The 13,332-nt window shown below is 69.2% G+C and carries 11 protein-coding genes; all 11 read left to right on the top strand.

Annotated features, from left to right (window positions below; all coding sequences use genetic code 11):
• Positions 1–20: 20 nt before the first annotated feature.
• Positions 21–737 (top strand): protein TolQ, encoded by a 717-nt coding sequence (gene tolQ / locus EOD42_RS01005; RefSeq protein ID WP_240654746.1) that lies wholly within the window; start codon positions 21–23, stop codon positions 735–737.
• A 1-nt stretch (position 738) separates the two neighbouring features.
• Entirely contained in the window at positions 739–1,239 is a 501-nt protein-coding gene (tolR, locus tag EOD42_RS01000; RefSeq protein ID WP_127785190.1) for a protein TolR, read from the top strand.
• 15 nt (positions 1,240–1,254) lie between these two features.
• Positions 1,255–2,259: a hypothetical protein gene (locus tag EOD42_RS25745; protein WP_164867720.1), complete on the top strand. Its 1,005-nt coding sequence runs from the start codon at positions 1,255–1,257 to the stop codon at positions 2,257–2,259.
• A 100-nt stretch (positions 2,260–2,359) separates the two neighbouring features.
• Complete coding sequence (tolB, locus tag EOD42_RS00990; protein ID WP_127785189.1) at positions 2,360–3,685, top strand: Tol-Pal system beta propeller repeat protein TolB; 1,326 nt, start codon at positions 2,360–2,362, stop codon at positions 3,683–3,685.
• A 97-nt stretch (positions 3,686–3,782) separates the two neighbouring features.
• Positions 3,783–5,711: a potassium transporter Kup gene (locus EOD42_RS00985; RefSeq protein ID WP_127785188.1), complete on the top strand. Its 1,929-nt coding sequence runs from the start codon at positions 3,783–3,785 to the stop codon at positions 5,709–5,711.
• Positions 5,712–5,996: 285 nt separating this feature from the next.
• On the top strand, positions 5,997–7,778 hold the full coding sequence (gene dnaG, locus EOD42_RS00980; RefSeq protein WP_127785187.1) for a DNA primase: 1,782 nt from the start codon (positions 5,997–5,999) through the stop codon (positions 7,776–7,778).
• Between the two features lie 154 nt (positions 7,779–7,932).
• Positions 7,933–9,846 carry an RNA polymerase sigma factor RpoD gene (gene rpoD / locus EOD42_RS00975; protein ID WP_127785186.1) on the top strand — a complete coding sequence of 638 codons (1,914 nt, stop codon included), beginning with the start codon at positions 7,933–7,935 and terminating at the stop codon, positions 9,844–9,846.
• 51 nt (positions 9,847–9,897) lie between these two features.
• Entirely contained in the window at positions 9,898–10,413 is a 516-nt protein-coding gene (locus tag EOD42_RS00970) for a GNAT family N-acetyltransferase (protein WP_127786532.1), read from the top strand.
• Between the two features lie 80 nt (positions 10,414–10,493).
• Entirely contained in the window at positions 10,494–10,619 is a 126-nt protein-coding gene (gene ykgO, locus EOD42_RS00965; protein ID WP_007003646.1) for a type B 50S ribosomal protein L36, read from the top strand.
• Positions 10,620–10,736: 117 nt separating this feature from the next.
• Positions 10,737–12,179: an FAD-linked oxidase C-terminal domain-containing protein gene (locus tag EOD42_RS00960; RefSeq protein WP_127785185.1), complete on the top strand. Its 1,443-nt coding sequence runs from the start codon at positions 10,737–10,739 to the stop codon at positions 12,177–12,179.
• Entirely contained in the window at positions 12,176–13,330 is a 1,155-nt protein-coding gene (locus EOD42_RS00955; protein ID WP_127785184.1) for an FAD-binding protein, read from the top strand. The genes EOD42_RS00960 and EOD42_RS00955 overlap by 4 nt, the downstream gene beginning before the upstream one ends.
• Positions 13,331–13,332 lie beyond the last annotated feature (2 nt).

Genomic DNA, 13,332 nt, shown 5'->3' with positions numbered 1-13,332 from the left:
CCGCCTCGCATGATCTTTCCATGTTGGGCCTGTTCCTGCAGGCCGACTGGGTGGTGAAGCTGGTGATGCTGGGCCTTCTTTTCGCCAGCGTCTTCGTCTGGGCCATCGTGTTCGAGAAGTTCACCTCCCTGCGCCGCGCCCGGCGCGAGGCGGATGCGCTGGAGGACGCCTTCTGGTCCGGCGGCAGCCTGGATGAGCTGTATCGCCGCCAGGGCGAGGTGCCGGGCCACCCGATGGCCGCCGTCTTCGTTTCCGGCATGCGCGAATGGCGCCGCAGCATGGAAAACCCCAATGCCGGCCAGTTCGTGGGCGGTGTGGAGGAGCGGGTGGACCGCGCCATGGCCGTGACGATCCAGCGCGAGATGGAGCGGTTGGAAAAGCGCATGACCGTGCTGGCCAACACCGGCTCGGCCGCCCCCTTCGTCGGCCTGTTCGGCACGGTGTGGGGCATCATGAACAGCTTCGCGGCCATCGCGGGCATGCAGAACACCTCGCTCGCCGTGGTGGCGCCGGGCATCGCGGAGGCGCTGTTCGCCACCGCCATCGGCCTGGTGGCCGCCATCCCGGCGGTGCTGATGTACAACATGATCTCCTCTCAGCTGGCCAAGTTCGCGGCCCGCATGGAAGGCTTCGCGACCGAGTTCGGCGCCATCCTGGCCCGCCAGACCGAGCAGGCGGCCGGCGCCCGCCGCCCGGCTGCCCCCGCGACCGCCCCCGCCGCGCCCGAGGCCCGCTGAGATGGCCGGCGGCCTGATGGGCAAGGGCGGGCGCGGCAGGCGCTATCGCCCGATGGCCGAGATCAACGTCACGCCGCTGGTGGACGTGATGCTCGTGCTGCTGATCATCTTCATGGTGGCGGCGCCGATGATGACCTCCGGCGTGCCGCTCGACCTGCCGCGCACCCAGGCCTCGCCCATCAACCAGGAGCAGGAGCCGATCACCATCTCGGTCAACCCTGAGGGCAAGATCTTCATCCAGGAGACCGAGGTGCAGCTGGAGGAGCTGGTGCCCCGCCTGCGCGCGATCAGCGAGGCGCAGCAGCAGGGCCAGGCCGCCGGCCAGCCTGAGCGCCGCATCTTCGTGCGCGGCGACCGCGGCATCAGCTATGGCCGTATCATGGAGGTGATGGGCAACATCGCCGCCGGCGGCTTCACCCGCGTGGCACTGCTGGCCGAACAGCCGGCCGGTGCCGCCCCCGCCCCGGCTGCGCCCGCGCAGGGCCCCCGGCGCCAGAGGTAAGGAACAGGCACGGTGGTGCGGGGACTGCGTTTCTGGGTCGGGCTGAGCGGTGTCATCCACCTGCTCGCCCTGCTGCTCATCATCCTGGATATCCTGCCGCACCGGGAATTGCCGGAGCCGGAGGAGTCGATCCCGGTCGAGCTGATCGCGCCCATCCCGCCGCAGATGGCCCAGGGCGACGTGCCCGCGCCGAGCCCGGCGCCCCCGGTGCCGGATGCGCCGACGGCCGAGCAGATCCCGACGCCGCCGCAGCAGCCCAACCAGCCGATCGAGCCGCCGCCCCCGCCGCCGCCGCCCCCGCCCGCGCCGCAGCAGGCGGCCGCCCCCCCGCAGCCGCAGCGCCAGCAGCCCGCCCCCCCGACGCCGCCGCCCCCGCCGCCGGCCCCCAGCGCCATTCCGCTGCCGCCCGTGCCGCCGCCGCCGCCGCAGGTGGCCGAGCAGCGCCCGCCGCAGCCCCCGGCACCCACGCCCACCCCCGCGCCCCAGCGCCCGACGCCGCCGAGCCCGACGCCCGCCCCGCCCGAGCCCTCGCGTGAGGCAGGGACCGGCCGCACGCCGCCCGTGCAGCGCCCGAGCGAGCGCAGCCAGTCCGTGCTGAACACGCTGCAGCAGCTGCAGTCCGCCCAGCGCCAGACCGAGGCCCCGCGCGCCCGTCCCAACCCCGGCGGCGCCCCCGCCCGTGGCGGCGGCACGCCCCAGGGCACCGACCAGCTGACGGGCGCCGAGCGCGCCGGCCTGGCCGACCGCATCGGCGAGTGCTGGAGCGTGGATGCCGGCGCGCCCAACCTCTCCAGCGTGATCGTGGAGCTGCGGGTGGAGGTCGATGCCGGCGGCACGGTGCGCGTGGTGCGCCCGAACGGCGCCATGCCGACCGACCCGCGCGCCCGCATGGTGTATGAGGCGGCACGCCGCGCCCTGCTGAACCCGCGCTGCAACCCGCTGCCGCTGCCGCCCGCCCGGCTGGCCGCGCTGCGGGACGCGATTTTCCGCTTCAATCCCCGTGACCTGGGACTGCGCTGATGCCCGGGGTCAACCAACCCCCGTCTGATGCGTTGTACCGCCAGCCGGGTCAGGGGCATAAACGTTCCGCCCGCGCCAAGAACTCCGGAGAGTGCCTGTCATGCTGATGCTGAACCGTCGTTCCGCCCTGGGTGCCGCCATGGTGGCGCCCGGCATCTGGGCCACGCACGATGCCGTGGCGCAGAGCAATGTGATCGACATCACCCGCGCGCGGACGGATCCCATCCCCATCGCGATCCCCGACATGGCGGGTTCCAGCGTGGGGCGCGACATTTCCCGCGTGATCATCAACAACCTGCGCAATTCCGGCCTGTTCCGCCCGGTGGACCGCGCGGCCTATATCCAGACGGCCGAGGCCGCGGCCGCAACGCCGCGCTTCCAGGACTGGCGCGTGATCGGCGCGACCTTCCTGACCACCGGCCGCGTCGAGGTCGCGGGCGACCGCCTGCGGGTGGAGTTCCGCCTGTGGGACGTGCTGCCCGAGCAGCAGGCCATCGGCACCGCCTATAACGCGACCGCCGGCAACTGGCGCCAGATCGCCCACATCATCAGCGACGACATCTATAAGCGCGCGCTGGGCGAGGAAGGCTATTTCAACACCCGCGTCGCCTATATCGCCGAAAGCGGCCCGCGCGACCGCCGGGTGCGCCGCCTGGCCATCATGGATCAGGATGGCGAGAACAACCGCTTCCTGACCGACGGCTCCGCCCAGGCGCTGACGCCGCGCTTCCACCCGAACGCGCAGCAGATCGCGTTCATGAGCTATGCCAACAACCAGCCGCGCGTGTTCCTGTTCAACGTGCAGTCGGGCCGGCAGGAAGTGCTGGGCAATTTCAGCGGCATGACGCTGTCGCCGCGCTTCAGCCCGGATGGGCGCTCGGTCGTGATGTCGGCCGTGCGCGGCGGCGACGCCAACATCTTCGTGGTGGATGTCGGCAGCCGGCGTGAGCGCCAGCTGACCTCGGGTGGCGGGCTGGACGTGTCGCCCTGCTTCAGCCCGGACGGGCAGCAGATCGTGTTCAACTCCGACCGGGGCGGCGACCAGCAGCTCTATGTCATGAGTGCCGGCGGCGGCGGCGCGCGCCGCATCTCCTTCGGCCAGGGCCGCTACGCGACCCCCGTGTGGTCCCCGCGCGGGGACCTGATCGCCTTCACCCGCATCGGCCGCGGCGGCTTCGCCATCGGCGTGATGCGCCCGGACGGCTCCGGCGAGCGTATCCTGTCCGAGGGCTGGGGCATGGAGGGGCCGACCTTCGCGCCCAACGGCCGCGTGCTGATGTTCTATCGCGAGAGCCCGGCGCGCGACTCGCGCGGCGGCGGCTATTCGGCGCGGCTGTCCAGCATCGACATCGCGGGCTTCAACGAGCGCCCGATCGTGACGCCCACCGATGCCTCCGACCCCAGCTGGTCGGCGCTGCTGTCCTGACGAAACGAGGCGGGCTTCGGCCCGCCTTTTTCATGTTGCGGCAGTGTCATAACGACCCCCGCTGCAACCGTTCGTCAAAAACGGCTATGTGCATGGCATGAGCGATGCACAGCCCACCGGCTCCGCCCCCGACGCGGCCCCGCCCGCACACGGCCATGAGGCCAACAGCAAGCTGACCCTCGCCTCGGCGCTGGGCGTGCTGGGCGTGGTCTACGGGGATATCGGCACCTCGCCGCTCTATGCGCTCAAGGCCTCGCTGCTGCATTTCGAGGATGGCGGTATCGAGCGGTGGGAGATCCTGGGCGTGCTCAGCCTGATCTTCTGGTCGCTGATGCTGACGGTCACGGTGAAATACGTGATGGTCATCATGCGCGCCGACAACCGGGGCGAGGGCGGCATCCTGGCCCTGATGGCGCTGGCGATGCGGACCACCACCACCACGCGCGGGCGATGGATCGTCGTGATGCTGGGCATCATCGGCGCCTCACTGTTCTTCGGCGACGGCATCATCACCCCGGCCATCTCGGTGCTGTCGGCGATGGAAGGCCTGAAGGTGGTGGACCCGATCTTCGAGGAAGCGGTGGTCCCCGGCTCCCTGCTGATCCTGATCGCGCTGTTCGCGGTGCAGTACCGGGGCACCGGGCAGATGGGCAAGGTTTTCGGGCCGATCTGCGCGCTGTGGTTTCTGGCGATCGGCCTGCTCGGCCTGTGGGAGGTACTGCTGCATCCCTCCGTGCTGCTGGCGCTGTCTCCCAGCTACGCCTTCAACTTCGTGCTTCATTACCACACGGCGGCCTTCATCGCGCTGGGTGCCGTGGTGCTGTCGGTCACGGGCGCCGAGGCGCTCTATGCCGACATGGGCCACTTCGGGCGCCGGCCGATCCGGATCATGTGGTCGGCCTTCGTGCTGCCGGCGCTGGCGCTGAACTATTTCGGCCAGGGCGCGCTGCTGCTGCGCGAGCCCACGGCCATTGAGAACCCGTTCTTCCTGCTTGCGCCGGAAATCCTGCGCCTGCCGCTGGTCGTGCTGGCCTGCTTGGCCACGGTGATCGCCAGCCAGGCCATGATCTCGGGCGCTTTCTCCATCGCCCGGCAATGCGTGCAGCTGGGCCTGCTGCCGCGGCTGGTGGTGCGCCACACCTCGGCCACCGAGGAAGGGCAGATCTATGTACCCCAGATCAACACCATCCTGCTGATCGGCGTGCTGGTGCTGGTGCTGGAATTCAAGAACAGTGACTCGCTGGCCGCCGCCTATGGCTTCGCGGTCACGGGCACCTTCATCGCCAGCTCCATCCTGGCCACCATCGTGCTGCACCGGGTGTTCGGCTGGTCCATGCTGCGGGTGGCTGTGGTGTTCGTGCCGCTGCTGCTGCTGGACCTCGGCTATTTCATCGCCACCGCGCTGAAGGTGCCCGACGGCGGCTATGTGCCGATGATCCTGGGCCTGATCACCTTCGCGATGATGGCGACCTGGTATCAGGGCCGGCAGCTGCTGTTCCAGCGCCTGCGCCAGGACAGCCTGCCGCTGAAGTCCTTCCTGGCGCGCCTGCCGCAGAGCCGCACCATCCGCGTGCCCGGCATCGCCATCTTCATGACCGGCGAGAAGGACTTCCTGCCCGGCGCGCTGCTGCACAACCTGAAGCACAACAAGGTGCTGCACGAGAAGGTGCTGTTCGTCACCGTCTCCAACGAGGACATCCCCGTGGTGGGCGACGCCCGCCGGCGCGAGGTGGTGGAGCTGGCCCCGGGCATCCATCGCGTGATGCTGCACTACGGCTTCCAGGAAAGCCCCAACGTGCCGCGTGAGCTGGAGACCCTGAACGCCGAAGGGCACATTGCCTTCGAGCCGATGCAGGCCAGCTACTTCCTCGGCCGCGAGACGATCGTGCAGGCGGCGGTGCCCAAGCTGTGGAAATGGCAGCAATGGCTGTTCCGCGCCATGCAGCGCAATTCGATGCCGGCGACGGAGTTCTTCCGCATTCCGCCGGACCGGGTGGTGGAGCTGGGCGTTCGGATCGCGGTGTGAAGGCTGGGGGCTTTGCCCCCAGGCCCCGACCAAGGGGCTCTGCCCCTTGGAACCCCGCCAGGACCGTAGCGGCCCTGGACCCCAGGGAGTTTGGTGCCATTGTCTGAATACGTGTTTCTGATTGATTTTTAACGTGGATTGGTGCCCTAACTGACAGGGTTGGTGCCAATCACTGGTTTCCAAAGGCCTTTCGGCCTTTGGCGGGGATGCAAGGGGCAGAGCCCCTTGCTGGGGTCCGGGGCGAAGCCCCGGTTTGTCGTGGCTTCAAGGCGGTAACACTTCTCGATGGCGCTGCCCCCACATTTCCTGGATGAGCTTCGTGTGCGCACCCCGCTCGCGCCGCTCATCGGGCGTGCCACGCGGCTGGAGAAGGCGGGCCGCCAGTGGAAGGCCTGCTGCCCGTTCCATGGCGAGAAATCGCCCTCCTTCTATATCTATGACGACCATTTCCACTGCTTCGGCTGTGGCGCGCATGGCGATGCGATCACCTTCGTCATGCGCCAGTCCGGCGCCACCTTCATGGAGGCGATCGAGCGGCTGGCCTCCGAGGCCGGGCTCGAAGTCCCCAAGCAATCCCCGGAACACGCGGCGCGGGAGCGCCGGGCCAAGGACATTCATGGCGTGCTGGCCGCCGCCGAGGCCGCCTTCACCCGCCGCCTGCACCTGCCGGAGGGGCGGGAGGCGCTGGCCTATCTGCGGAAACGCCGGCTGACGGACGAGACGATCGCCCATTTCGGCCTGGGCTGGTCGGGCGAGGGGCGCGGCGCGCTGGCGTCCGATCTGCGCGACCAGGGCGTGGAGCCGCGCCAGCTGGTCGAGGCCGGGCTGATGCAGGAGCGCGACCGGGGGCCGGTGGACCTGTTCTTCAACCGGGTGATGTTCCCCATCCGGGACAAGCGAGGCCGCACCATCAGCTTCGGCGGCCGCATCCTGGGCGACGGCCAGCCCAAATATGTGAACGGGCCGGAGACGGCCGTCTTTTCCAAGCGCCGCAACCTCTACGGCATCGACCTGGCGCGGGAGGCGGTGTTCCGCGGTGCCCGGCTGGTGGCGGTCGAGGGCTATATGGATGTCATCTCCCTGCATCAGGGGGGCTTCGAGGGGGCGGTGGCGCCGCTCGGCACCGCGCTGACGCCGGAGCAGCTGGAGGCGATGTGGGCCATCAGCCCGGAGCCGGTGCTGTGCCTGGACGGCGACAGTGCCGGGCTGCGCGCCATGGCCCGCGCGGCCGAGGTCGCGCTGCCGCTGCTCTCGCCCGCGCGCACGCTGCGCTTCGCCATCCTGCCGGCGGGCGAGGACCCGGACACGCTGGTGGCGGGGAAGGGGCCCGATGCCTTCAATGCCGTGCTGGACGCGGCAAAGCCGATGGATGAGGCGCTGTTCGACCTGCTGCGCCCCCAGGGCAAGCTGGACAGGCCGGAACAGCGCGCGGCCTTCCGCAACAAGCTGGTCGAGGCCGTCGCGCAGATCCCCGACAAGTCGCTGGCCAGCGAGTACCGGCGCTCGATGCTCGACCGCTTCTTCGCGATGGGCAAGCGCGCGCCGGGCGGCAAGCCCGCGCCGGTCGCGATCCAGCGGCCAGTCCCCGGGGCCTCGGTACGGATGGCCCAGGCCCGCACCCTGCTCGCCTGCCTGGTGAACCACCCCTGGCTGCTGCAGGAGGTGGAAGAGCCCTTGATGTTGCTGGAATTGCCCGAGGGCGAGGCCACGCAACTCAGGGGCGCGCTGCTCGCCTATCTTTCCGAGGGCGGGGAGCTTGACCCGGAGCCCCTGGCCGACCATCTCCGCGCACTCGGTGCGCAGGATGCCTTGTCATGGGCCCGGCGCACCCCGGCCCTGCCGCTGGGTGCTCGCAAGGAGGCCCAGCCGGCGGAAACGCTGGAATGTTTCTGGCACTTCTTCGCCAGGCTGCGCGGCGACGGCCCGCTGAGGGAGGATCTGGAAGCGGCCCAGCAGGCCGCGACCCGCGCTCCCTCGGCGGAAACCCAGCGCCGCGTAACCTTGTTGAAGGAGGCACTGGACGCTTTTGGGCGCGGAGAAACCGGCTCGGGCGGTCCGGAGGCTTGATCCTGCCACGCGTTGTGGCAAATGCTGCGCGGATTCGCGTCCGGGGACTGGCGGTAAGTCCCGGCGCGTTCCATATGCGCTTTTGCGGCCCCTTTTGGTTGGTATGCCCCGTGTGAGGCTTTTGTCTCCGGGGCATGTGAACGGAGTTTAATATATGGCGACGAAACCGGGCAACGGCACCGAAACGGCGGAAGCGCGCGACGAGGCGGTGGAGGGCGTGATGCTCGACATGCACTCGGCCGCGGTGAAGAAGCTGATCGCCCGGGGCAAGGAGCGCGGCTTCGTCACGGTGGATGAGGTGAACGCCGTCCTCCCCTCCGACCAGCTGTCGTCCGAGTTCATCGAGGACACCCTCGCCACCCTGTCCGAGAGCGGCATCACCGTCGTCGAGGGCGAGGAGACCGAGGAAGGCGACGCCACCGTCAAGCCTGTCACCGCCGAAGGCGGTGAGAAGGAAGAGGAAGAAGAAGGCTCGGGCAATGTGGATGAGGAGAGCGTCGGCCGCACCGACGACCCCGTCCGCATGTACCTGCGTGAGATGGGCAGTGTCGAGCTGCTCTCGCGTGAGGGCGAAATCGCCATCGCCAAGCGCATCGAGGCCGGGCGCGACATGATGATCGGCGGCCTGTGCGAAAGCCCGCTGACCTTCCGCGCCATCGTCGCGTGGCATGAGGCCGTGCGCGATGGCCGCATGCTGCTGCGCGACGTGCTGGACCTTGAGGCCACCAACGCCGCCGAGCTGCCGGAAGGTGCCGCCGAGCCCGAGGAATTCGAGGAAGGCGACGAGGAGGGCAGCATGGGCCTGTCCCTCTCCGCGCTGGAAGAGAAGCTGAAGCCCGAGGTGCTGGCCCAGTTCGAGGAGATCGAATCCCTCTACGGCAAGCTGGCCAAGGCGACCGCCAAGCGCATGGACGCCTACACCGCCGGTGAGGAGCTGGGCGGCCGCAGCGAGAAGTCCTACGAGAAGTCCCGCCTGGAGCTGGTGGCGCTGGTGGAGAAGATCCGCCTGCACAACAACCGCATCGAGGAGCTGGTCGAGCAGCTGAAGCTGCTGAACAAGCGCCTGGTGACGATGGACGGCCAAATGCTGCGTCTGGCCGAGAGCTTCAAGGTGAAGCGCGAGGACTTCCTGGGCCAGTGGCGCGGGTCCGAGCTCGACCCGTCCTGGATCGAGCGCATGGCGCGCTCCAAGTCCAAGGGCTGGCAGAACTTCTCCGCCCGCGCGGGCGACGATGTGGAGCGCATCCGCGGCGAGATCAGCGCGATCGCCAGCGAGACCGGCCTGCCGGTCGCGGAGTTCCGCCGCGTGTACATGACCGTCAGCCGCGGTGAGCGCGACATGACGGTGGCCAAGAAGGAAATGATCGAGGCCAACCTGCGCCTCGTGATCTCCATCGCCAAGAAGTACACCAACCGCGGCCTGCAGTTCCTCGACCTGATCCAGGAAGGCAATATCGGCCTGATGAAGGCGGTCGATAAGTTCGAATACCGCCGCGGCTACAAGTTCAGCACCTATGCCACCTGGTGGATCCGCCAGGCCATCACGCGCAGCATCGCCGACCAGGCGCGCACGATCCGTATTCCCGTGCACATGATCGAGACGATCAACAAGCTGGTCCGCACCAGCCGCCAGATGCTGCACGAGATCGGCCGTGAGCCGCAGCCCGAGGAGCTGGCCGAGAAGCTCGGCATGCCGCTCGAGAAGGTGCGCAAGGTCCTGAAGATCGCGAAGGAGCCGATCTCCCTCGAAACGCCGATCGGCGATGAGGAAGACAGCCACCTGGGTGACTTCATCGAGGACAAGAACGCCGTCATCCCGCTGGATGCCGCCATTCAGTCCAACCTGCGCGAAGCCACCACCAAGGTGCTGTCCAGCCTGACCCCGCGTGAGGAGCGCGTGCTGCGCATGCGCTTCGGCATCGGCATGAACACCGACCACACGCTTGAGGAAGTGGGCCAGCAGTTCAACGTGACGCGTGAGCGTATCCGACAGATCGAGGCGAAGGCGCTGCGCAAGCTGAAGCACCCGTCGCGGTCGCGGAAACTCCGGAGCTTCCTGGAGCACTGAGCGGTGGCGCCCGCCACGCATGATGTGCGTGTCCATGTGACGTTCCTGCGCATGGACGCGCCCCCGGCCGGCCCGGTGCCCCAGCTGCCCCCCGATGTGGAGGTGGTGCGGGTGCCGCGCTGTTCTGTCGCCTTCTACCGCTACCTCTACAACACGGTGGGCGACGATTACCTGTGGTGGCTGCGCCGCACGCTCAGTGACCTGCAGCTGATGGCGATCCTGTCGCAGTCCGGCATCTCGATCCATGTGCTGATGATGAAGGGGGAGCCGGCAGGCTTCTTCGAGCTGGACCGCACGGGCCACCCGGTCACCAACCTCTCCTATTTCGGGCTGATGCCCTGGGCGGTGGGGCGTGGAATCGGATTCGCCTTCCTGCATCACGCCATCGCCCAGGCCTGGTCCGAGGGCTGCGGGGCGCTGACGGTGAATACCTGCACCGCCGACCACCCCCGCGCATTGCCCAACTACATCCGCGCGGGCTTCCGCAAGCTGCGGACGGTGGCCGAAGACTGGCCTGTGCCGGTTTCCCTGGGTTTGCGCGTGCCGGAACACCTTGTGGCGGGTTGACGCGGGCGTCACGGGTCCGTAAAAGCCGGGCCTCTGCCGGGCTTAGCGCCAGGCCCCCATTCACTTGCGCAGGTTCCGTCATGAAGATCCGCAACAGCCTGAAGTCCGCCAAGACGCGCGACAAGAACTGCGTGGTGGTGCGCCGCCGCGGCCGCCTGTACGTTCTGAACAAGAAGAACCCCCGCATGAAGGCGCGCCAGGGCTAATCAGCCCCCGCCTTTTCGCGGCATAGGCCCGCCCCGCCATCCGGCGCGGCGGGTCTTGTTGTTTTTGCGGCGGCGCTTCATCCTGGTTGCGCTTCACGTGAAACAACGAGACGTCCCATGATCCGGCTGCCCGCCCCGAAACCCGAGGTGATGGCGCGCCGCCCCCAGATTCTGGCAGGGCTGGCCGCGCTGGTGCCGGCCGACGCCCTGATCACCGAGGAACTGCGCCTGCGTCCGTATGAGACGGACGGGCTGGCCGCCTATCGCCAGATGCCGCTCGCAGTGGTGCTGCCCCGCACGACGGAGGAAGTGGCCGCCGTCCTGCGCTTCTGCCACCAGCAGGGCGTGCGCGTGATCCCGCGCGGGGCCGGCACCTCGCTGTCCGGCGGCGCGCTGCCGCTGGCCGATGCGGTGGTGGTGGGCCTGATGCGGATGAACCACATCCTCGATATCAATTTCGAGGACCGCTACGCCGTGGTCGAGGCCGGGGTGACCAATATCGGCATCACCCAGGCGGTGGCGGGCGACGGCTTCTTCTACGCGCCCGACCCGTCCAGCCAGCTGGCCTGCATGATCGGCGGCAATGTGATGATGAACTCCGGCGGGGCGCATTGCCTGAAATACGGGGTCACCGCGAACAATCTGCTCGGCGTGAAGTTCGTCACCATCGAGGGCGAGATCTTCGAAGTGGGCGGCACCCATCTGGATGGCGCGGGCTATGACTGGCTGGGCCTCATCACCGGCTCCGAAGGCCAGCTCGGCATGGTGACGGAAGTCACGGTGCGCATCCTGCGCGGGCCGGAGGGCGCGCGGGCCATGCTGGCGGCCTTCTCCTCCATCCCGATCGCGGGCCAGGCGGTGGATGCCATCATCGGCAGCGGCATCATCCCCGTGGCGCTGGAATTCATGGACCGCCCCTGCATCCATGCCTGCGAGGCCTTCGCCCATGCCGGCTACCCGCTGGATGCGGAGGCCATGCTGATCATCGAGGTCGAGGGCAGCGTGGCCGAGCAGGACGCGCTGCTGGCGCGCATCCGCGACATCTGCGCGCAGTTCAGCCCCATCAGCATGAAGGTGGCCGAAAGCGCCGAGCAGTCGCTTGCGATCTGGAAGGGCCGCAAGGGCGCCTTCGGTGCCGTGGGCCGCATCAGCCCTGATTACCTCTGCATGGACGGCACCATCCCGACCGGCGAACTGCCCTTCGTGCTGGGCCGCATCACGCAGATGAGCGAGCAGTACGGCCTCGGCGTGGCGAATGTGTTCCACGCGGGCGACGGCAACCTGCACCCGCTGATCATGTTCGACGCGAACGACCCCGCCAGCTTCGCCAAGGCCGAGGCCTTCGGCGCCGATATCCTGAAGCTGTGCGTGGAGGTCGGCGGCTGCCTGACCGGCGAGCATGGCGTGGGTGTCGAGAAGCGCGACCTGATGACCGTGCAGTTCACCGCCGATGAGCTGGACCTGCAGCGCGCCATCAAATCCGCCTTCGACCCTGCCTGGCTGCTGAACCCCGCCAAGGTGTTTCCCCTGGAAGGCAACAAGGTCCTCGACGCCGCATGATCGCCCCCGAGACTGAACAAGGCGTGGCGGAGGCGATCCGCGCCGCCCATGATGCGCGGCAGCCCCTGGCGATCGAGGGTGCGGGCAGCAAGCGCGGCATGCTGCGCCCGGTGCGGGCCGCCGAGACGCTCACCACCCGCGCGCTGACCGGCATCACCCTCTACAAACCCGCCGAGCTGGTGATCTCCGCCCGCGCCGGCACGCCGATCGCGGAGATCGAGGCCGCCCTGGCCGAGAAGGGCCAGCAGATCATCTCCGAACCGCCGTCCCCGCTGGGTGTCGGCGGCGCGACGCTGGGGGGCATCGCAGCGACCAATCTCTCCGGGCCGCGCCGCATCGCCTGGGGCTCCATGCGCGACCACATGCTGGGTATCCGCGCCGTGAAGGGGGATGGCGAGGTGTTCCGCTCCGGCGGGCGTGTGCTGAAGAACGTGACGGGCCTCGACCTGTGCAAGCTGCTGTCCGGCAGCCACGGCACGCTGGGCGTGCTGACGGAAATCACCTTCAAGGTGCTGCCGGCGGCCGAGGCCACCGGCACGCTGGCCGTTTCCGTGCCGGATGTCGCGGCCGGGGTGCGGGCGCTGTCGGCGGGGCTGGGCTCGCCCTTCGGCGTGTCTGGCGCCGCGCTGCTGCCGGGCGGGCTGGCTTCGCTGGGGCTTGCCGGGCCGGTCGCCCTGCTGCGCATCGAGGATTTCGCCGAGAGCGTGACCTATCGCAAGGGCCGCCTGCGCGAGGTTCTGGCGCCCTATGGCGATGTCTCGCTGGTCGAGGGCGCGGCCGCGCGCAGCCTGTGGCGCGGCGTGCGGGACGTGACCTTCCTGGACGCCGCGCCGGATGAGGCGGTGTGGCGCCTGTCGGTCGCGCCCTCTGCGGCGGCGGCTGTCTGCGCGGCGCTGCCAGGCGCGAAGCTGATGCTCGACTGGGGCGGCGGGCTGATCTGGGTGGCGGGCGAGGCCAGCGAGGCCATGCACGCCGCCGTGGTCGCGGCCACGGGCCCCGGCAGTTTCACCCTGTTCCGCGCGCCGGACGCGCTGCGCGGCGCCGTGGCCGTCATGCCGGCGGAACCCGCGCCGCTCGCCGCCATTTCCGCCCGGGTGAAGGCGCTGCTGGACCCCGCGGGCATTCTCAACCCCGGCCGCATGGGGCGCTGAAC

It is taken from the genome of Rhodovarius crocodyli (genome assembly GCF_004005855.1).
Lineage (GTDB): Bacteria > Pseudomonadota > Alphaproteobacteria > Acetobacterales > Acetobacteraceae > Rhodovarius > Rhodovarius crocodyli.
Note: the sequence above shows the minus strand (reverse complement) of the source record. Positions and strands in the feature narration are given on the sequence as shown.